The organism is Thermomonas sp. HDW16 (assembly GCF_011302915.1).
Lineage (GTDB): Bacteria > Pseudomonadota > Gammaproteobacteria > Xanthomonadales > Xanthomonadaceae > Thermomonas.
On sequence record NZ_CP049872.1, the window covers coordinates 1,209,180 to 1,229,670 of the forward strand.

The 20,491-nt window shown below is 66.7% G+C and carries 17 protein-coding genes; 5 read left to right on the forward strand and 12 right to left on the reverse strand.

Features of this window, described 5'->3' with window-relative positions; all coding sequences use genetic code 11:
* Positions 1–30 precede the first annotated feature (30 nt).
* Together G7079_RS05570 and tldD are read left to right on the forward strand one after the other, a co-directional pair.
* Positions 31–3,864: a YhdP family protein gene (locus tag G7079_RS05570; protein WP_166056333.1), complete on the forward strand. Its 3,834-nt coding sequence runs from the start codon at positions 31–33 to the stop codon at positions 3,862–3,864.
* Between the two features lie 50 nt (positions 3,865–3,914).
* Positions 3,915–5,357: a metalloprotease TldD gene (gene tldD, locus G7079_RS05575; RefSeq protein ID WP_166056335.1), complete on the forward strand. Its 1,443-nt coding sequence runs from the start codon at positions 3,915–3,917 to the stop codon at positions 5,355–5,357.
* Here the strand turns inward: tldD and yjgA are convergent, their stop codons facing one another.
* A complete protein-coding gene (gene yjgA, locus G7079_RS05580) occupies positions 5,358–5,942 on the reverse strand; it encodes a ribosome biogenesis factor YjgA (RefSeq protein WP_166056337.1) in 585 nt (194 codons plus the stop codon). It abuts the gene before it with no gap.
* 17 nt (positions 5,943–5,959) lie between these two features.
* Here yjgA and pmbA point away from each other — a divergent pair, with 17 nt between their 5' ends.
* The 3 genes from pmbA to G7079_RS05595 all read left to right on the forward strand — a co-directional run bounded on the left by pmbA (position 5,960) and on the right by G7079_RS05595 (position 8,435).
* Positions 5,960–7,330, forward strand: a complete 1,371-nt coding sequence (pmbA, locus tag G7079_RS05585) for a metalloprotease PmbA (RefSeq protein WP_166056339.1) — start codon at positions 5,960–5,962, stop codon at positions 7,328–7,330.
* Between the two features lie 82 nt (positions 7,331–7,412).
* Complete coding sequence (locus tag G7079_RS05590; RefSeq protein WP_255453187.1) at positions 7,413–7,847, forward strand: DUF4870 domain-containing protein; 435 nt, start codon at positions 7,413–7,415, stop codon at positions 7,845–7,847.
* Between the two features lie 144 nt (positions 7,848–7,991).
* On the forward strand, positions 7,992–8,435 hold the full coding sequence (locus G7079_RS05595) for a DUF4870 domain-containing protein (protein WP_166056341.1): 444 nt from the start codon (positions 7,992–7,994) through the stop codon (positions 8,433–8,435).
* Positions 8,436–8,442: 7 nt separating this feature from the next.
* Here the strand turns inward: G7079_RS05595 and G7079_RS05600 are convergent, their stop codons facing one another.
* From G7079_RS05600 to lpxD, 11 genes are all read right to left on the reverse strand, one after another.
* Positions 8,443–9,396 (reverse strand): polyprenyl synthetase family protein, encoded by a 954-nt coding sequence (locus G7079_RS05600; protein ID WP_166056343.1) that lies wholly within the window; start codon positions 9,394–9,396, stop codon positions 8,443–8,445.
* Complete coding sequence (locus tag G7079_RS05605; protein WP_166056345.1) at positions 9,389–9,643, reverse strand: exodeoxyribonuclease VII small subunit; 255 nt, start codon at positions 9,641–9,643, stop codon at positions 9,389–9,391. The genes G7079_RS05600 and G7079_RS05605 overlap by 8 nt, the downstream gene beginning before the upstream one ends.
* A gap of 9 nt (positions 9,644–9,652) precedes the next feature.
* On the reverse strand, positions 9,653–10,948 hold the full coding sequence (tilS, locus tag G7079_RS05610) for a tRNA lysidine(34) synthetase TilS (RefSeq protein WP_166056347.1): 1,296 nt from the start codon (positions 10,946–10,948) through the stop codon (positions 9,653–9,655).
* Between the two features lie 3 nt (positions 10,949–10,951).
* Positions 10,952–11,914, reverse strand: a complete 963-nt coding sequence (locus G7079_RS05615) for an acetyl-CoA carboxylase carboxyltransferase subunit alpha (protein WP_166056349.1) — start codon at positions 11,912–11,914, stop codon at positions 10,952–10,954.
* A gap of 48 nt (positions 11,915–11,962) precedes the next feature.
* Positions 11,963–15,484: a DNA polymerase III subunit alpha gene (gene dnaE, locus G7079_RS05620; RefSeq protein WP_166056351.1), complete on the reverse strand. Its 3,522-nt coding sequence runs from the start codon at positions 15,482–15,484 to the stop codon at positions 11,963–11,965.
* Between the two features lie 106 nt (positions 15,485–15,590).
* Positions 15,591–16,220, reverse strand: coding sequence for a YkvA family protein (locus G7079_RS05625; protein ID WP_166056352.1), 630 nt, complete (start codon positions 16,218–16,220; stop codon positions 15,591–15,593).
* A gap of 115 nt (positions 16,221–16,335) precedes the next feature.
* A complete protein-coding gene (rnhB, locus tag G7079_RS05630; RefSeq protein WP_166056355.1) occupies positions 16,336–16,947 on the reverse strand; it encodes a ribonuclease HII in 612 nt (203 codons plus the stop codon).
* Complete coding sequence (lpxB, locus tag G7079_RS05635; RefSeq protein ID WP_166056357.1) at positions 16,944–18,086, reverse strand: lipid-A-disaccharide synthase; 1,143 nt, start codon at positions 18,084–18,086, stop codon at positions 16,944–16,946. Before lpxB ends, rnhB begins: the two co-directional genes overlap by 4 nt.
* A gap of 115 nt (positions 18,087–18,201) precedes the next feature.
* A complete protein-coding gene (lpxA, locus tag G7079_RS05640) occupies positions 18,202–18,996 on the reverse strand; it encodes an acyl-ACP--UDP-N-acetylglucosamine O-acyltransferase (RefSeq protein ID WP_166056359.1) in 795 nt (264 codons plus the stop codon).
* A 4-nt stretch (positions 18,997–19,000) separates the two neighbouring features.
* Positions 19,001–19,468 carry a 3-hydroxyacyl-ACP dehydratase FabZ gene (gene fabZ / locus G7079_RS05645; RefSeq protein WP_166056361.1) on the reverse strand — a complete coding sequence of 156 codons (468 nt, stop codon included), beginning with the start codon at positions 19,466–19,468 and terminating at the stop codon, positions 19,001–19,003.
* A complete protein-coding gene (gene lpxD / locus G7079_RS05650) occupies positions 19,465–20,484 on the reverse strand; it encodes a UDP-3-O-(3-hydroxymyristoyl)glucosamine N-acyltransferase (RefSeq protein WP_166056363.1) in 1,020 nt (339 codons plus the stop codon). Before lpxD ends, fabZ begins: the two co-directional genes overlap by 4 nt.
* Between the last annotated feature and the right edge of the window lie 7 nt (positions 20,485–20,491).

The following is a 20,491-nucleotide window of genomic DNA, read 5'->3' on the forward strand; positions in this document are numbered from 1 at the left end:
TGATCCGCTGGTGCCGGTGCGGCGAGAACCATGACCACCCCGCTGCGCCGTCGCCTGCGCCTGTGTCGCCGTGGTGCGTGGTACGCACTCGCCGCGTTGCTGGTGCTGCTTGCCATCGGCAACGGCATCGGCAGCCAGTTGCTGCCGATGGTGGAACGCAACCCGGACAAGATCGCAGACTGGCTGAGCCAGCGTGCGCAGCGCAAGGTCGCGTTCGACCATCTGGACACCGAATGGACGCGGCGCGGCCCGTTGCTGCGTCTGGACAACCTGCGCATCGGCGACGCCGCCAACCCGCTGCGCATCGGCGATGCGGAGATCCTGGTGGCGCAGTACGCCGGTCTGTTGCCTGGGCGCTCGTTCACCGAGCTGCGCGTGCGCGGCTTGGATCTCACCTTGCAGCGCGATGCGGCAGGTCGCTGGAATGTGCGCGGCCTGCCGGGGCAGCAACAAGCGGTAGGCGATCCATTCGCCACGCTGGAGCGGTTGGGCGAATTGCAGGTGTCGGAGGCCCGGCTGCATGTGCTGGCGCCCGAGCTGCGGATCGACATGACCTTGCCGCGCATCGACCTGCGCATGCGCGTGGACGGCCCGCGCATCCGCGGCGGCGCGCGTGCCTGGTTGCGCAAGGACACGACCCCGTTCGAGATGGCATTGGATTTCGACCGCGGCAGCGGCAACGGCCGCATGTATGCGGGGACACGCCGGGCGGATCTCGGTGAACTCGTGCAGACCGTGCGCGTTGCCGGCATTTCGCCCGTGTCCGGGCGCGGGCGCGTGCAGGCCTGGGCCGGACTGGAGGCGAACCGCGTGGTCAGCCTGCATGCCGACACGGCACTCGATGGCGTGGTGCTGCGTGGCACGGCATTGCCTGGCGATGCGGCGGCGCCAACATTGGATCTGGGCATCGTCAACATGGACGCGCGTTGGGCCGGCAACACCCGCCAATGGCAGGCCAGTGCTGGCCGCCTGCGCATCGGCAACGGCAAGCACGGACAAGTCCTCGATGGCATCGCCGTGGCCGGTGGCGAGCGTTACGGCCTGCGTGTGAAGCGCATCGATGCCTCGCCGTTGCTCGCGTTGCTTGCGTTGAGCGATCGCGTGTCGCCGCAGTTGCGTCACTGGCTGCATGCATCGTCCGCCGGCGTCGTGCTTGAGGACGTGGACGTGGCCGGTGCCCGCGGCGGCCGCTTGCGCGTCGGTGCTGGCCTGCGCGGCCTGCATTTCGCGCCGGTCGGCAACAGCCCCGGCTTGCGCGGCGTGGATGCGCAGCTGCAAGGCGATGCAGACGGCATGCGCCTGAAGTTCGATCCGCGTGCGACGGCGGCCTTCGACTGGCCGGCCGGCTTCGGCGTGGTGCACGAGGTCGCGCTGGATGGTGAGGTCGCGCTGTGGCGCGACGGCGCGGGCTGGAGCGTGCAGACGCCGGGCCTGTCCATCGTCGGCAAGCAGTTGGACGTGCAGGCGCGCGGCGGCATCGGTTTTTCGGATGATGGCGGTCGCCCGCGGCTCGATCTCGCCGCCGACATCGGCGAGGCGCCGGTCTCGCTCGCTCGGCAATTCTGGGTGCACCACCTGATGTCGAAAACCACGGTGGATTGGCTCAACGCGGCCTTGCAGGGTGGCCGCCTGCGCGATGTGCATGCGGTGGTGGCGGGCGATCTGGACGATTGGCCGTTCCGCACGGAGAACGGCCATGCCGGCGCCGGCAAGTTCAGGGTCGATGCGAAGATCGTCGATGGCCTGTTGAAATTCCAGCCCGACTGGCCACCGATGGCGGCAGTGGATGCCGATGTCCGCTTCGAAGCGGATGGTTTCACCATCGCCGGCAAGGGGCGTCTTGCTGGCGTGCCGGTCGCCATGTTCAAGGCCGGCATCCCGCGTTTCGGGCGCGCGGAATTGAGCGTGGATGCGGAGGCCGTCGGTAACGCCAAGGACTTCCTGGCGATGCTGCGCCAGAGTCCGTTGCACAAGGACTATGGCGAGACGCTGGACAACCTGCAGGTGGCGGGGCCTGCCAGCGCCGACTTCCATATGTTGTTGCCGTTCCATCACGATGCCGGCGCGCAGATGCACATGCACGGCAAGGTCGACCTGGCCGGCGCCAGCATGCGCGAGGAGCGCTGGAAGCTGGCGTTCGACAACGTGCGCGGGCAGGCGCGATATGACAACGGCGGATTCAGTGCCGACGGCCTGCAAGTGCAGCATGACGGCGCCCCAGGCGTGCTCTCGTTGCGCGCAGGGCCGCATGTGCGCGATCCGAAGCAGGCGTTCGAGGCCGAATTGCAGGCCAACATCGGCATCGATGCCTTGCTCGACAAGGCCGGCAACCTGGGCTGGCTGAAGCCATACCTGGGCGGGCGCTCGGCATGGACGGTGGCAGTGGCGATTCCGCGCGGTGCGGCGCAAACCACGCCACCCACGCGCCTGCGATTGCGCTCGAACCTGGCGGGCACGGCGATCGACTTGCCGGAGCCGGTACGCAAGCCGGCGGCGCAGGCGATGGCGGCAACGGTGGACGTGGACCTGCCGATGGATCGCGGCGAAGTGTCGGTGGAACTTGGCAACCTGCTCTCGCTGCGCAGTCGCAGCAATGGGCAACAGACCGGTGTCCGCGTGCAACTGGGCGGCGACACCGCGGCTGCGCCACCAGCCAGCGGACTGACGGTCGGCGGGCGAGTTGATCGGCTGGATGCGCTGGACTGGATCGGCGTGGTATCCGGCGGACATGGCGATACGTCGCTGCCGCTGCGCCGGATCGAGGTCGATGCGAAGCGGCTGCGCCTGCTCGGTTCCGATTTCGCCGATGCCAGGCTGGTCCTTGCGCCCGCCGCGCGCGGCACTGCGGTACAGGTGCAGGGTGCGGGTATCGCCGGTTCGCTGCTGGTGCCCAACCAGGACGGCGCCACCGTCGCAGGCCGCTTCGATCGGTTGTATTGGAAGTTCCCGGCCACATCGCCTGCCAGCGCGCAGCCGCAGGTGGCGAATGCGGGTGCAGCCGCATTCGATCCGGCCAACATTCCGCCAATGCTGTTCGAAGTTGGCGAGTTGCGCATCGGCGATGCGGTGCTCGGCAGCGCGCGCTTCCGCAGCACCCCCATCGCCGGTGGCATGCGCATGGATGAATTTGCGTCGAATGGGGCCAAGCAGCGGTTGAATGCCAGTGGCACATGGATCGGCAGCGGCAACGCCTCGCGCACCCAGTTGCGATTGGACGTGGATAGCGACGCATTCGGTGCGCTGCTCAGCGGACTGGGCTTTGGCGGGCAACTTGCCGGTGGCAAGGGCCGGCTCGACATGGATGCGACCTGGCGCGGCGGCCCGGAAGCGTTCGATCCGGTCGCAATGGAGGCCAGCGTGGTGCTGGATGCGCGTGATGGCCGCCTGCTGGAAATCGAGCCCGGTGCTGGCCGCGTACTCGGCTTGCTTGGCGTTGCCCAGCTGCCGCGCCGGCTGACGCTGGATTTCCGCGACATCTTCGACAAGGGTTTCGCTTTCGACAGCATCAAGGGCGATGTGAAGTTGGCGCAGGGCGTGGCGCGCACCGACAACCTGGCGATCAAGGGGCCGGCCGCCGACATCAAGGTGCGGGGCAGCGCCGACCTGCGCACCCAGCGCTTCGACCAGACCGTGGACGTGCTGCCGAAATCCGGTGGACTGCTGACCGCGGTCGGCGCGATTGCTGGTGGACCCGTCGGTGCCGCAGTCGGCGCGGTCGCCAATGCGGTGCTGGACAAGCCGCTGCAGGGCCTTGGTGCGAAGACCTACCGCGTCACCGGGCCATGGAGTTCACCCAAGGTCGAAGTCACCACCCGCAACCCGGCGACGCGGGACACGCCCGCGGATCCGCCACCACAGGGTTGATCCGCGCCGCTTCGCCGCCATCTCATCATCGAGCCGAACGAAACGACCCCATGACTGCACTCGCTATCGCCGAATCCCGCCTGCTGGCGCCTACCGGACTCGACCTGGACAGCCTGCAGCGCGCCTTCGGCAGCCTGCTGGGCCCCGGCATCGACTTCGGCGACCTGTATTTCCAGCATTCGCGCCGCGAGAGCTGGAGCATGGAGGACGGCATCGTCAAGGACGGCGCGCATGCCATCGAGCAAGGCGTGGGCGTGCGCGCAATCTCCGGCGAGAAGACCGGCTTCGCCTATTCGGATGACCTGGACGCGCAAGCGTTGATCGCTTCCGCGCACTCGGCGCGAGCGATTGCCCGCGATGGCCGCGAACATGGCGCACAAGCCCTGCAGCGCCGTGGCGGACGCCAGTTGTATCCGGCGCTGGATCCGGTCGATGCGCTTGGCAACGAAGCCAAGGTCGCGGTGCTGCGTCGCGTCGACGGGTTGCTGCGCGCACTGGATCCGCGCGTACAGCAGGTGATGGTGAGCTTGTCCGGTGCGGTGGACACAGTGCTGGTGGCGCGCACGGATGGCGTGCTGGCCGGCGACGTGCGCCCGCTGGTGCGGATGAACGTGCAGGTGATCGTGGAGCAGAACGGCCGCCGCGAATCCGGTTACGCGGGTTTTGGCGGACGCTATTCGTACGAAGAATTGCTGGCCGAAGACAAGCCGGAAAAATTCGCGCGCGAGGCGCTGCGCCAGGCGCTGGTGAACCTCGAGGCCATCGACGCGCCCGCAGGGGTAATGCCGGTGGTGCTGGGCGCGGGTTGGCCGGGCGTGCTGCTGCACGAGGCCGTCGGCCACGGGCTGGAAGGCGACTTCAACCGCAAGGGCACCAGCACCTATGCCGGCCGCATCGGCCAGCGGGTGGCGGCCAAGGGCGTGACGATTGTGGATGACGGCACGCTGGACGGCCGTCGCGGCTCGCTCAATATCGATGACGAAGGCACGCCGACCAACTGCACCACGTTGATCGAGGACGGCGTGCTGGTCGGCTACATGCAGGACACGCTCAACGCGCGGCTGATGGGGATGGCGCCGACTGGCAACGGCCGCCGTGAATCGTTCGCGCACCTGGTGATGCCGCGCATGACCAATACCTACATGCGCGCCGGCACGCACGATCCGCAGGAGATGATCCGTTCGGTGAAGCGCGGCCTATACGCGGTGAACTTCGGCGGCGGCCAGGTCGACATCACCAGCGGCAAGTACGTATTCAGCGCCACCGAGGCCTACCTGATCGAAGATGGCAAGATCACCGCGCCGGTGAAGGGCGCCACGTTGATCGGCAATGGCCCGGAGACCATGCAGAAGGTGGCGATGATCGGCTTTGATATGGCGCTGGACGATGGCGTGGGCGTCTGCGGCAAGGACGGGCAGTCGGTGCCGGTGGGCGTCGGGCAGCCTTCGCTGCTGATCTCGGAACTGACGGTCGGCGGAACGAAGGCGGGCTGATCAGCCGTGGTCTTCGTCGCCGTCGTCGAGACTGTCGTCTGCATCGTCGCCCGATGCGTCTTCGCCCTGCGCCATCAGTTCGCGCAGCTCGCGGAACAACTCGCGGAACGCGCGCGGCGGTTTGTTGCGCTTGCGTTCCTCGTGCACGTTGCGCACCAGCTGGCGCAGCTTCTGGCGGTCGGCGTCCGGATGCGCGGCCAGCAGGTCGGTCATCGCCGCGTCGCCGTCCTCGCCCAACAGGGTGTCGCGCAGCGCCTCGACGCGGTGCATCGCGGCGGTCTCGCGGCGGGTGGCGTCGCCGTCCTTGCTCATCGCATCGCGGATCGCGTCCAGCGCTTCGTCGTCCTGGCGACGCATCTGCTTGGCCAGGAACGCCAGCTGCCGCTTGCGCGCGCCGTAGGAAGTGATGCGCTGGGTCTCGCGGATATGCGGCATCAATTCGTCCGGAATCGGCAGCTTCGCCAGCTGCGCCGCACTCAGTGCCGCCAATTGTTCGCCCAGTTCCAGCACATCCAAGGCCGCGCGCCGTTGCTGGCTGCGGCTGGGGCTGAAGAATTCACCGGTTTCGTCGTCACGTCCTCGCATCGCTACAGGATAATCCATTGAACAGCTCCGCCATCGATATCGCCCCCGTTGCCGACGACAGCCAGGCCCGTCTGCAGCGCCTGTCCGGGATCGCCGAGCAACTGCTGGCACAGGCGCGTGCCGCCGGCGCCAGCCAGGCCGAAGTCAGCTGCAACGAGGACGCCGGTCTTGCGATCAACGTGCGCATGGGCGAGGTGGAGACGGTGGAAGCCACCCGCGACCGCGGGATCGCGGTGACCGTGTATTTCGGCCAGCGCAAGGGCAGTGCCAGCACCGCCGACCTGCGCGAGTCCAGCCTCGAAGCCACGGTGGCCCAAGCCTGCGCTATCGCAAAATTCACCGAGGATGATGCCGCCGCTGGTCTGGCCGATGCCGATTTGATGGCGACCACCCAGCGCGAATTCGACGGCTGGCATCCGTGGGATATCGATGCGCAGCAGGCCATCGACCTGGCCCTGGCCTGCGAGCAGGCCGGGCGCGACAGCGATGCGCGCATCGCCAATTCCGATGGCGCTTCAGTCAATACCAATGCTTCGATCAGCGTGTACGCCAATTCGCACGGCTTCCTCGGCGGCGAGCGCGGCACTTCGCACAGCATCGGTTGCGCGCTGATCGCCGGCGAAGGCGATGCCATGCAGCGCGACAGCTGGTACAGCGTGGCGCTTGCGCAGTCCGACCTGGAGCGGGCGGAAGCGATCGGTCGCAAAGCCGCGCAGCGCACGCTGGAACGGCTGGAGCCGCGCCAGCTGCCGACCGGCGAAGTGCCAGTGCTTTTCGCCGCGGAAATGGCGCGTTCGCTGGTCGGGCATTACCTCGGCGCGGTGTCCGGCGGTGCGTTGTATCGCAAGGCCAGCTTCCTGCTCGACAGTGCCGGCACTCGGGTGTTCCCGGAATGGTTCGGCATCGACGAGCTGCCGTTCCTGCCGCGCGGCTTCCGTTCCGCCGCGTTCGATGGCGAAGGCGTGGCCACCCGCGAATCGCCACTGGTGCGCGACGGTATCGTCCAGCGCTATGTGCTGGGTAGCTACTCGGCGCGCAAACTCGGGTTGCAGACCACCGCAAATGCGGGCGGTGTCCACAACCTGCAGGTGCATGCGAATGCGGGTGATCTTGAATCGATGCTGCGCGGCATGGGTCGCGGCCTGCTGGTCACCGAGTTGATGGGGCAGGGCGTGAATGCGATCACCGGCGATTATTCGCGCGGTGCCGCCGGGTTCTGGATCGAGGATGGGCGCATCGCCTATCCGGTGGACGGCATCACCATCGCCGGCAACCTGAAGCAGGTGTTCGGCGCTATTGAAGCCGTTGGCACCGATGTGGATCCGCGTTCGCATATCCGCACCGGTTCGATCCTGGTCGGCAGGATGACGGTGGCCGGCAGCGGTTGATCCCATCCTGCTGACCGCATGCGTCGTGGGTTGGCGTTATGCTCGGTAATACGGCGTCGCGCCGTCATACCGGGGAAACAGCATGGAACAGAACGAGACCACCACGCCACCGCCCGTGCCGCCGTCGGCACCCTCGTCTGGAATCCCGCAGGACGAGCGGCAATGGGCGATGTTCGCGCACCTGTCGGCCTTGCTGGGCGGCTTGTTGACATCAGGTTGGGCGGGCAGCGTCGGCTGCTTCATCGGCCCGCTGATCATCTGGCTGGTCAAGAAGGACACGATGCCCTTCGTCGACGACCAAGGCAAGGAAGCGCTGAATTTCAACATCACCGTCGGCATCGTGTTCCTGGTGTTGTTCCTGCTGTCAATCATGACGCTTGGTCTTGGCCTGATCATCACCGTGCCATTGATGGTCATCGTCGGCCTGGCATGGCTGGTCTTGACCATCATCGCCGCGGTGAAGGCGAACGAAGGCGTTGCGTATCGTTATCCGTTCACCCTGCGCTTGATCAAGTAAGGGTTCGTCGCCCGGGCCGACGTTTGGTCGCCGCTAGCGGCCATTCGTCGTCGCCAGCCTGTGCCAGGTCGGCTGCTGCCTTGCATGCCGGGCGTGCGCCCCCATCATCTGTGCAAGCCGGAATGCATCCGGTTGGAGCCGACGATGGAAGCCACCAACGTACAAATCCTGTCTCCCAGCCAGAGCGAACGCTTGTGGGCGGCGAGTGCGCATGTCGCGGCCTTGTTGGCCGCGTTGATGACCAGTTGGATCGCCGGCGTGGCCGGTGCGCTGGCCGCATTTGGCGTGTGGATGCTGGTGCGCGACAAGTCCGCATTTGCCGCCGAACACGCGAAGGAAGCGGTGAATTTCAACCTCAGCATGCTGATCTACGCCTGCATCGCGGCGCTGATCGGCGTCCTGCTGCTGGGCGCCACCGTGCTGACCCTGGGCATCGGCCTGCTGGTCACCGCGCCCGCCGGGTTGGTGCTGCTGCTCGTGGTCGCCGCGATCGCGGTCACCTGGTTCGTGTGCAGCGTCGTCGCCGCGTTCAAGGCCTATGACGGCCAGGCGTATCGCTACCCGCTGACGATCCGCCTGTTCAACTGAAGTGACATCAACGGTCGCGCTCGATGACCTTGCGTCCGAGCGCGGTCAGCGCGGTGGTGTCTGCCGGCAGTTGTTCCAATGCGGCGTCCATCACCGCCGCGAGTTCGGCCAGTCGCGCGCGACTGGCTTCGATGCCGAGCAGCGCCGGGAAGGTGACCTTGCCCTGTTCGATGTCCTTGCCTGCTGTCTTGCCGAGGGTGGCGGCATCGCCTTCGATGTCGAGCAGGTCGTCGCGGATCTGGAAGGCCAGGCCCAGCGCATCGGCGTAGCGGTCCAGTGCGATGCGATCGGCAGCACTCGCACCTGCGGCGATCGCGCCCAGACGCACCGCCGCGCGCAGCAATGCGCCGGTCTTCAGTGCGTGCAGGCGTTCGAGGTCGGCGAGCGAAACGGGGTCAGAGTCATGTTTTCGGTCGGGATGTGTCGCTTGATGACTCTGTTCGACCGAAAAATGACTCTGACCCCGTTTCGCTTTCCCGGTCGCATCGATGTCGAGTGCTTGACCACCGCACATGCCGCCGGCCCCCGAGGCGCGGGCCAGTTCGGCCAGCATCGCCACGCGGCGTTCTGCAGGTAGCGGCGCTTCGGCCAGCACCTCGAATGCCAGCGACTGCAGCGCATCGCCGGCCAGGATCGCGGTGGCTTCGTCGAAGGCGACATGCACGGTCGGCTGGCCGCGGCGCAGGGCGTCGTCGTCCATCGCCGGCAGGTCGTCGTGGATCAGCGAATAGCAGTGGATCAGTTCGACGGCGGTTGCCGCTGCATCCAATGCCTCGTCAGTCGCGCCGAACGCGTTGCCTGCGGCATAGGCCAGCAGTGGACGCATGCGCTTGCCGCCATTGAGCACGCCATGGCGCATCGCCGCATGCAGGCGTTGCGATGCGACATTGGTCGAGGGCAGCACACCGTCGAGCGCGGCTTCGACGCGTGCGCGCCAGGCCGCGAAGCCTGCGTCAGGCATCGTCGGTGGCAAAGGCTTGGGCGTCATCCGGCTTGGCCGGATCGCTGAGTTGGCGCACGCGCAGTTCGGCCTGCTCCAGCGCACTCTGGCAGCGGCGATACAGGCCGACGCCGCGTTCGTAGGCGGCCAGCGATTCCTCCAGCGTCATTTCGCCGGCTTCCATCTTGCCGACCAACTCTTCGAGCGACTGCATCGAGGTCTCGAAGTCGGCAACGGGCGAGGTCTCGGGAGCGGGTTTCTTTGCCATGCGCGCAGTTTACGCCAGCCGCGTCCAGCGCAGGCGCCCGTTGCGTGCCCGCAGCCAGGCATCCATGCGCGCGGAAAGCACGGCATCGCCCGCAGCCAGCAGGGTGCCGTCGGCATCCGACAACAACGGCAAGCGTTCGCGCCGCCACGGCGGCATCCGTGCTTCTTGCAGCACGTGCTTGAGCGCATGCGAGTGCCTGCGCTTCGGCAGCACGATGCGTTCGCCGCCTTGGCGCGTGTGCATTAGCACGGGCGCATCGAAGCCTTTCACGCCGACCAGTTCCAACGTGTCGCCCGTGGGCAAGACCAGCGGCGCGCGGCCGTCCCAATGCTGGCGCCAATCCGCAGGCAATGGGGCGAGGATGAAGCCCGCATGTAGCGTATTTCGCCAACATTGCACGCGCGCGCCAGCCCAGTCGAAGCGGGCCTCGGTATCTTCGCGTGCAGGAAGCAGTTCGCTTTCGATGCGTTCGATGCCGTTGCCTGGCAGCGGCGGCAGGCCCAGTCCTTCGATCCAGCGGCGCAGCACGCGTGCGCGGCGTTCGCGCGGGATCGCGCGCATTGCATCGATGTCGAGCGCATCGTCTTCGCGACGTACGACGGCCAATGCCTGTGCGTCTTCGGCCTCCAGCAGAACCGAGGCTTGCGCACTGAGCGCGGCGCTGCGGGCGAAATTATCCGAAGCATGCGGCCAACGCTCGCGCAGCAACGGCATCACCCGATTGCGCAGGAAGTTGCGATCGAAGTCCGAATCCGCATTGCTGGGGTCGTCGATCCAGCGCAGCGCGTTTTCCTGCGCGTACACCAGCAAGTCATCGCGCCGAACATCGAGCAATGGCCGCCATAGCCAACCACGCGCGTAGTTGCGCCACGGCTGCATCGCCGCCAATCCGTCCACGCCGGAGCCGCGCAAGGCGCGCAGCAGGAAGGTCTCGGCTTGGTCGTCGCGATGGTGGGCGAGGGCGAGGATTTCGTCATCGCCCAATGCTTCGGCGAATGCCCGATGGCGTGCCGTACGCGCCGCACCTTCAGGGCCCAATCCGGCATCGGTCTCGACATCGACGCGCACGACCTGCAAGGGAATCCCCAACGCCGCACACTCGCGTGCGCAATGCGCGGCCCAAGCATCCGCATCGGCATGCAGGCCGTGATGGACATGGATCGCGCGCAAGCCGTTGCGGCGTGCAGTGGCATCGTTCGCCAGCAGGTGCAGCAAGACGCTGGAATCCAGCCCGCCGCTGTAGCCGACCAACAGTGGCCGGCCATCGTCGCGTTTCACCGCCTCGCGCAGCGCGGCAGCAGGCATGACTCAGTTGGCGGTTTCGTAGGCGCCGTAGCCGCGCAGGCGCTGGTAGCGGCGTTCCAGCAGGGTATCGACCGGCACGTTGTCCAGTGCGTCGAGTTCGTTGAGCAGCACGGCCTTCAGGCGCTTGGCCATCTGCACCGGGTTGCGATGCGCGCCGCCGGTGGGCTCGCGCACGATCTTGTCGATCAGACCCAGGCCGTACAGGCGCTTGGCGGTGAGGCCAAGTTGCTCCGCCGCGTCCTTGGCCTTGCCGGCATCGCGCCACAGGATCGAGGCGCAGCCTTCCGGGGTGATCACCGAATAGGTGCTGTATTCCAGCATCAGGGTGCGGTCGCCGACGCCGATGGCGAGTGCGCCGCCGCTGCCGCCTTCGCCGATCACCGTGCAGATGATCGGCACCTTCAGCTCGGCCATTTCCATCAGGTTGCGGGCGATGGCTTCCGACTGACCGCGCTCCTCCGCATCGATGCCCGGCCAGGCGCCGGCGGTGTCGATGAAGGTCAGCAGCGGCAGGCCGAAGCGCTCGGCCATCTTCATCAGGCGCAGCGCCTTGCGGTAGCCCTCGGGCTTGGGCATACCGAAATTGCGGCGCACCTTGGCCTTGGTGTCGCGGCCTTTTTCATGGCCGATGACCATGACCGGGCGGCCGTCGATGCGGGCCAGGCCGCCGACGATGGCGTTGTCGTCGGCAAAGGCGCGGTCGCCGGCGAGTTCCTGGAATTCGTCGCAGATCACCCGGATGTAGTCGAGGGTGTACGGCCGCGACGGATGCCGTGCCAGTTGCGAAACCTGCCACGGGGTGAGGTCGCGGAAGATGGTGGCGGTGCGCTTGCGCAGCTTGTCCTGCAGCGCATGCACTTCGGCATCGATATTGACCGCCGGGCCGTTGCTGGCATGCCGCAGTTCCTGGATCTTGGCTTCCAGGTCGGCGATCGGCTGCTCGAAGTCGAGGTAGTTCGGATTCATCCGGACAGTCTAGCCCAGCAGGCCCGCCATACCGAGCCGTAGGTAGCCCTACTGCACCCAGGGCTTGCCCAGGTGCACGTTCACCGCCTGCACGCCGGGCAGGCTGCGCAGCAGGCCGGGTAGGGCCGCATCCATGCGCAGGCCGCGGCCGCCGTTGATGGTGAGCCGGCCTATACCTGACTCGGTGGTGGCTTCGATCAGCACGGGCGTGCTGCCGGTGTGGGTTTTCAGCACCTGCTCGAACTGCTGCAGCGCGCCGGGTGCGCGCAGGTCGAGGCGGATCGACAGCCGTTGCGCTTGCTGCCCGCAAAGTTGCGTGTAGTCCCAGGCGCGCTTGGCGCGCAGGGCGAAGCCGCCGCTGAATTCGTCCTCGCGCAGGTCGCCTTCGACTACCAGGATACGGTCGCGGGTCAGCAGCGGTGCGTATTCCTGCCATTCGTCGCCGAAGAAGGCGCATTCGATGCGGCCGCGGCCGTCCTCGAGTTGCACGAAGGCCTGTGAATCGCCGCGCTTGCGCATGCCGATCACTTGCCCCGCGACCACCGCTTGCATCTGCTGGCGCCAGCCCTTGCGTGCTTCCGCCGGTCGCGATTCCCACAGCGCATCCAGCGAGGCCAGGTCGTGGCCGACCAGCCGTTTCAGTTCCTCGCGATGCGGATCCAGCGGATGTCCGCTGAGGTAATGGCCCAGTGTCTCGCGTTCGCCCTGCAGCTTCTGCGCCAGCGGCCATTCGTCGCATTCGGGCAGGTCGATATGGATGTCCGGCGCACCGGTCGCATTGCCGAACATGTCGACCATGCCGGCCTCGCGGTTCTTGGCGATCTGGTCGGTGGCCTTCAGTACTTCCGGCAGCTGCAGCATCAGCGAAGCGCGGTTCTTCGCCAACGCGTCCATCGCGCCTGCATGGATCAGCGCTTCCAGCGTGCGCTTGTTGAGGCCGGACGCATCCACGCGCTTGCTGAAGTCGAGCAGGTCGGTGAACACGCCGCCTTCTTCGCGTGCGGCGACGATGGCTTCGCAGGCGCCACGGCCCACGCCCTTCACCGCGCCCAGGCCATAGCGAATGGTCTTCGGATCGGTGGCCTCGAACATGTAGGTCGAAGCGTTCACGTCAGGAGGTAGCACGGTCAGGCCGAGCGCACGCGCCTCGTCGAGGAAGCCGACCACCTTGTCGGTGTTGTCCATGTCGCTGGACAGCACCGCGGCCATGAATTCGGCCGGGTAATGCACCTTCAGCCACGCAGTCTGGTAGGCGACCAGCGCGTAGGCGGCGGAGTGCGACTTGTTGAAGCCGTACTCCGCGAATTTTTCCATCAGGTCGAAGATCTGCGTTGCCGTGCGCGGATCCACGCCGCGTTCGGCGGCACCGGCCTCGAACTTGGCGCGCTCCTTCGCCATTTCCTCGGCTTTCTTCTTGCCCATCGCGCGACGCAGCAGGTCGGCGCCGCCCAGCGAATAGCCGGCCAGCACCTGGGCGATCTGCATCACCTGTTCCTGGTACACAATCACGCCATAGGTCGGCGCCAGCACCGGCTCCAGCGCCGGATGCGGATAGCTGACCTCGGCGATACCGTGCTTGCGGTCGCACCATTCCTTGTCCATCCCGCTGCCCAGCGGGCCGGGGCGGAACAGCGCGGCCAGCGCGATGATGTCCTCGAAGGTGTCCGGTTTCGCCCGCTTCAGCAGCTCGCGCATGCCGCGCGATTCGAACTGGAACACCGCGACCGAATCGCCGCGTGCGAACAGCTCGTAGGCGGCCTTGTCGGTGAGCTCCAGTGCAGTGATGTCGAGCGCGTCCTGGCCTTCGCGCGCGCGCCGCACATTGATCGCCTTGACCGCCCAATCGATGATCGTGAGCGTGCGCAGGCCGAGGAAGTCGAACTTCACCAGGCCGATCGATTCGACGTCGTCCTTGTCGAACTGGGTGACCGGGTTGCGGCCAGCGCCATGGCCGTCGTGTTCGGCGAACAGCGGGCAGAAATCCTGCAACGGGCTGGGCGCGATTACCACGCCGCCGGCGTGCTTGCCGGCGTTGCGGGTCAGGTCTTCCAGCTGCAGCGCAAGATCGACCAGATCGCGAACATCGTCTTCGCTTTCGTAGCGTTCCTTGAACTCGGTGACGATGCGATCCGGCTGCTTCTGCGCGCGTTGACCGATGCCGATCGCGTCTTCCAGCGTCATCGGATCGGCGGGTTGCAGCGGAATGAGTTTCGCCAGGCCATCGACGAAGCCATACGGGAAGCCGAGCACGCGGCCGGCATCGCGCAGCACTGCTTTGGCCGCCATCGTGCCGTAAGTGATGATCTGCGATACGCGGTCGCGACCATATTTGCGCGCGACGTAATCGATCACCTCGTCGCGGCGATCCATGCAGAAGTCGATGTCGAAGTCCGGCATCGACACGCGTTCCGGATTCAGGAAGCGCTCGAACAGCAGGTCGTAGGGCAGCGGATCGAGGTCGGTGATGCCCAGCGCCCACGCGACCAGCGAGCCGGCGCCGGAACCGCGGCCGGGGCCGACCGGGATGCCGTGCTGCTTGGCCCAATTGATGAAGTCGGCCACGATCAGGAAGTAGCCGGGGAAGCCCATCTCGACGATGACGTCGAGCTCAAGCTCGAGGCGCGCGTCGTAGTCGGCGCGGGTCTTGCCGTCGGCCAGCGGGGCTTTCTGCAGGCGCTGCGCAAGGCCATCGCGCGATTGGCTGCGGATCCAGCTGTCCAGCGTCTCGTCGCTGGGTACCGGGAAGGCGGGCAGGTAGTAGGTGCCCAGCCGCAGTGCCAGGTTGCAGCGCTGCGCCAGCGCGACGCTGTTGTCCAGCGCGTCCGGCACATCGGAGAACAGCGCCGCCATTTCCTCGGGCGATTTCAGGTATTGCTGCGCGGTGTAGTCGTGCGGGCGGCGGGCGTCGTCGAGCACGCGACCGCTGGCGATGCACACGCGCGCCTCGTGCGCGTCGAAACCGTCGGCATCGAGGAAGCGCACATCATTGCTGGCGAGCACCGGAATGCCGCGCCGCGCCGACATGTCCAGCGCGAACGCATTGAAGGCGTCTTCGCCGGTGCGACCGGTGCGCAGCAGTTCCAGGTGCAGGCGTTCGCCGAACTTCGCTTGCAGGTCGGCCAGTGCCTGTTCGGCAAGATCATGACGGCCGGAAGCGAACAGCAGCCCGGGTTCCGACTGCGGCCCGGCGATGGCGAACAGCCCGGCGTTCTCCGCCAGCCACGCGGGGCGCGCGACCACGCCATCGACGCGATGGCCTTCCATCCATGCGCGGGTCAGCAGCTGCGACAGGCTGAGGTAGCCGTCGTTGTCGCGGCACAGCAGGGTCAGGCGCGATGGCGTGGCGGTGCCGTCGGCGACCAGCACGTCGGCACCGGCGATCGGTTTGATGCCGGCCTTTTCCGCTTCCTTGTAGAACTTGACCAGGGCGAACAGATTGTTCTGGTCGGTAACCGCGACTGCCGGTAAACCACGCGCCGCGCAGGCCGCGACGAGCTCCGGGATACGGATCGTCGAATCGACCAGCGAGTATTCGCTGTGCAGGTGCAAGGGGACGAAACGGGCGGACATCGCATTACCGCGTAACCAGCATGCAGGGTAGGCCGCGACCGCCGCCCGGGCAAGGCTTGACAGGCCGGTGAACCGGCCTGTTTCAGCCCGCCGCGGTCATTTGGCCTCAGGCCACCCGGAACGGGCGATTCGGGTGGCCGCCGTTCGCGTAGTGGCCGTCGTTCACCCGGTGATGGTGCTGGTACAGCGCCAGCGCATCCAGCCGATCACGGATCCATGCATCGCGGCGTTGCGCACCATCCCCATCAGGCGCTGTCGATGCGCGGTAGTCGCAGAAATCCGCATAGTCCTCGGCTTCGGTGGCTACTGCGGGCCAGGCCAGTTCCAGCAGGATCACGTCATCCAGCAGGCCGAGCAGAGGAATTTCGTCCGGTATCAGGTCGTGATCCTGGTCGAGATAGGCCAGTAGCTTGCGCACGCGTCGGCAGGCGCCTTCGCGGCGATCCCAATCGGCATCGTCGAGCATCGCGCGCAGTTGCTCGATGCGGGTCAGGCGCTCGTCCAGTACCGCGCGTGCGCGTGCAGCGGGCAGATCCTGCAACCAGCGCCCGAGCGTGGCGATGCGGTCGGCATCGACATGGCGCGCCTCGGGATGAATGTCGTGCAACAGGCGGTCGAAACGTGCCACGGCCGTGGCGTCAAGTTGGAAACCGCCGATGCTGTCGCGGTTGGCGTGACTGGGACGATCTTCCCAGGGCAGCGGTGTTTCGGCGGGAGCTGCGGTTCGCATGAGCATGGCGCACCTCGCGAAGCCGACGGCGGGGGATGGCTGCGTGCGAGCGTCGGCTTGCAGGCGCAAACAGCCGCATCGATGCGATGCAAGCGCACCTTGCGCCAGCGCATTCAATGCGTCATGTGCCGGAAGCGAGGTGCCTCAAGTCATGTTGCGCGCCTGCAGCCAGCGCGCGCTGAACGGGAGCGAAACTGCGGCGATGTTGTGGGCACGGTCCATGCTTCTGCAACGCATCCCGGTGCATCGCGCTGGGATAACCCTTGTGCCGATCGAAGCCGTATTGCGGATATTGCGCATGCAGTTCACGCATGCGCGCATCGCGCGCGACCTTGGCCAGGATCGATGCGGCCATGATCGAAGGTTCCGACGCATCGCCATCGATGATCGCGGTAGCAGCACAAGGCATGCCGTCGGGAATGCGGTTGCCGTCGATCAGTGCGTGTCCTGCCGCGGGCGAAAGCGCGCAGACGGCGCGGCGCATGCCGGTCATCGTGGCCTGCAGGATGTTGAGCGCGTCGATTTCGTCGGCTTCGACGAATTCGATGCGCCATGCCAGCGCATGTTCGATGATCAGCGGATACAGCGCCTCACGCTTGCGCTCGCTGAGTTGCTTGGAATCGTTCAATCCACCGATCGGGTGAGCTGGATCGAGGATCACTGCGGCCACGCACACCGGCCCGGCCAGCGGGCCGCGCCCGGCTTCGTCCACGCCGGCAACCAGCAGGCTCATGCGTGCGATGACAGTAGCGAAGCAACCGCGTCGGCCGCGCGTGCCGACGCGTCGCGGCGCAGGGTTTCATGGATGGCCAGGAATTGCGGTTGCAGCGCGGCGACGGCATCGGCATCGCGGAACCAGTGCAGCAGGGCCGCGTGCAGGTTTTGCGTGGTGCACTGATCCTGCAGCAGTTCGGGAACCAGCTGCTTGCCGGCCAGGATGTTGGGCAGGCTGACATGCGCGGATTTCAGCAGCCCGAACGCCTTGACGATGGCATAGGTCAGGCCGGAGATGCGATGGCCGATCACCATCGGCCGCTTGCACAGCATCGCTTCCAGCGCGGCGGTGCCGGAAGCAAGCAGCACGCAATCGCTGGCGATCATCGCGCGCTGCGCATCGCCGTCGAGGATGCGGATACCGGGTACATCGCGGGCGATGCGTTCGATCGCGCTACGGCACTGCGCATTGGCGGCGGGCACCAGCACGCGCAGGCCGGGAATGTCGCGTTGCAGGGTGGTTGCGGCTTCGACGAACACCGGCAGCATGCGTTCGATCTCGCCGAGCCGGCTGCCCGGCAAGAGCGCCAGGATCGGCACATCGGGCGATTCGCCGAATGCGTTGCGTGCGGCGGTGCGGTCGGGCTGCAGCGGGATCGCATCGGCCAGCGGGTGGCCGACGAATACCGCATCGACGCCATGTTTCGCGTAGATCGGTGGTTCCATCGGGAACAGGCAGAGCACGCGATCCGCGCTGGCGCCAATCTTCGCCGCACGGTTCTCGCGCCAGGCCCAGACCGACGGGCTCACGTAATGCACGGTGCGCACGCCGCGCTGCTTGAGCCAGCGCTCGACGCCGAGGTTGAAGTCAGGCGCGTCGATGCCGATGTACACGTCCGGCTTCCAGTCGAGAACGCGCTGGCGGAACGCCTTGCGCAGCTTGAGCAGGCGCGGCAGGTGGGCCAGCACTTCGGCCAAGCCCATCACCGCCAGTTCGCTGGCATCGAACCAGATATCCAGGCCGGCAGCGCGCATGCCATCACCGCCGATGCCGGCGAATTGCGCATCGGGGAAACGCTTGCGCAGTTCTGCGATCAGGCCTGCGCCGAGCTGGTCGCCGGAAGTTTCACCTGCGCAGAGGGCGATGCGAAGGCTCATTCCACCGCCCAATGAAAGCCTGCGTCGGGTCCGGCAGGGGGGTGTTTCCCAACAAAGCGAGTATCGGGTAGCGACTTGGGGAATACCCCCCTGCCGGGCCCGACATGCGAGATGCTCACCGCAGCAGCGGCCGCTCGCCGGCCTCGATGAAGTCGAGCATCTCGCGCACGTCGTTGCTGTTCGCGGCGATCTCGCCGAGTTCGGTCTTGGCCTCGTCCAGCTTTGCATCGCCCATGTACAGCGCACGATAAGCGCGCTTGATTGCGGCGATGCGCGTGGCATCGAAGCCGCGCCGCTTCAGGCCTTCGGCATTGATGCCGCGCGGCCGTGCGTATTTTTCCTGCGCCACCATCAGGAACGGCGGCACGTCGCCATTGACGAAGGCACCCATGCCGATGAAGGCGTGGTCACCGATCCGGCAGAACTGGTGCACGCCGGTGAAGCCGCTGAGGATGACCTGGTTGCCGACGCTGACATGGCCGGCGAGGGTGGTGTTGTTGGAGAACACGCAGTCGTCGCCGACGATGCAGTCGTGCGCGATATGCGAATAGGCGAGGATCCAGTTGCGGTTGCCGAGGCGGGTGATGCCGCCGCCATCGCCGGTGCCGCGATTGATGGTGACGAACTCGCGGATCACGTTGCCGTCGCCGATCACCAGTTCAACGCGCTCGCCACGGTACTTCTTGTCCTGCGGCTCGCCGCCGATCGCGGCCTGGCCGTGGAACACGTTGTCGCGGCCGATGCGGGTCGGGCCTTCGATCACGCAGTGCGGGCCGATGCGGGTGTTGTCGCCGATTTCGACTTCAGCGCCAATCACCACATAAGCGCCGACATGCACGCCCACGCCGAGCTTCGCGGATGGAGCGATGACCGCCGTCGTGTGGACTAGCGATGTGGAATCGCCGCGCATCGAATCAGTCCCGCGCCGCCGCGCAAAGGATCTCGGCGCACGCGACCTGCTCGCCGTCGACGCGGGCGATGCCCACGTATTGCGCCATGTTGCGGATGCGCCGCCGCAGCTCGACATCGAGTTCCAGCTTGTCGCCCGGCACCACCATGCGGCTGAATTTCGCGTTGTCCACCTTGACCAGGTAGAAGGTGTCCTTGCCGAGTTCGGCCGGATCGCGCGAGAGCTGGGTCAGCAGGCCGCCGGCCTGGGCCAGCGCTTCCACCACCAGCACGCCGGGCATCACCGGATGGCCGGGGAAATGGCCGGTGAAGAACGGCTCGTTGTTGGTGACGTTCTTGTAGGCCAGCACGCGCTTGTCCTTCTCGAACTCGACCACGCGGTCGACCAGCAGGAAGGGATAGCGGTGCGGCAGCAGGCGCTCGATCTCGGCGCTGTTCACCGGCAGGGTCACGCTGGAAGTGGCATCGGTCATTCGGTGTCCTTGTCGCCGGCCTTCGTGCGGCGGGCGATGTCGTCGAGTTGCTTGAAGCGCGCGGCACTCTTGCGCCAGCTGCGATTGTCCATCAATGGCGTGCCCGATGAATACTCGCCTGGCTCACGGATGGAGTGGGTGACCAGCGACATCGCGGTGATCACCACGCGGTCGCAGACCTCCAGGTGGCCGAGCACGCCGGCACCGCCGCCAACCAGGCAGTGGCGGCCGATGACTGCGCTGCCGGCCACCGCCGAGCAGCCCGCCATCGCGGTATGCGCACCGATCCGCACGTTGTGGCCGACCTGGATCTGGTTGTCCAGGCGCACGTCTTCTTCGAGCACAGTGTCGCCCAGCGCGCCGCGGTCGATGGTGGTGTTGGCACCGATCTCGCAATCGTCGCCGATGACCACGCCGCCGAGCTGCGGCACCTTGATCCAGTGGCCATGGTCCATCGCGATGCCGAAGCCCTCCGCACCGAGCACGGCGCCAGGATGCACGAGTACCCGTTTGCCCAGTCGCACTCGCGTCACCAGCGTGACCCGCGCGATCAATTCGCAATCGTCACCGACCTCGCAATCGTCGCCGATCACGCAACCGGGGCCGACAATTGCGCCGGCTTCGATCCGGCTACGCGCGCCGATGAAGGCATGTGGACCGATGCTGGCGGCGGGATCGACCGAAGCGGAAATGTCGACGACAGCGCTCGGATGGATGCCAGCAGCACGCACGGGTTTGCGTTCGAACAGGGCAGCGATCTTTGCGAACGCCGTGTACGGATCGCGAGCGACCAATGCCGTGCCGCTGCGGGCCTCGATGTCGTCCGCGCGCAAGACCACGACGCCAGCGGCGCTCTCCGCCAGCTGGCCGCGGTAACGTGGATTGGCGAGGAAGCTCAGCTGCTCCGGCGTGGCGCCCGAGAGCGTGCCGACGCCATGCACTTCGCGATCCTCGCCGTGCAGCTCAAGCTCGAAGCGGCGCGCCAGTTCCGAGGCGGCGAACACTGGCGCGTTCATGCCCGGG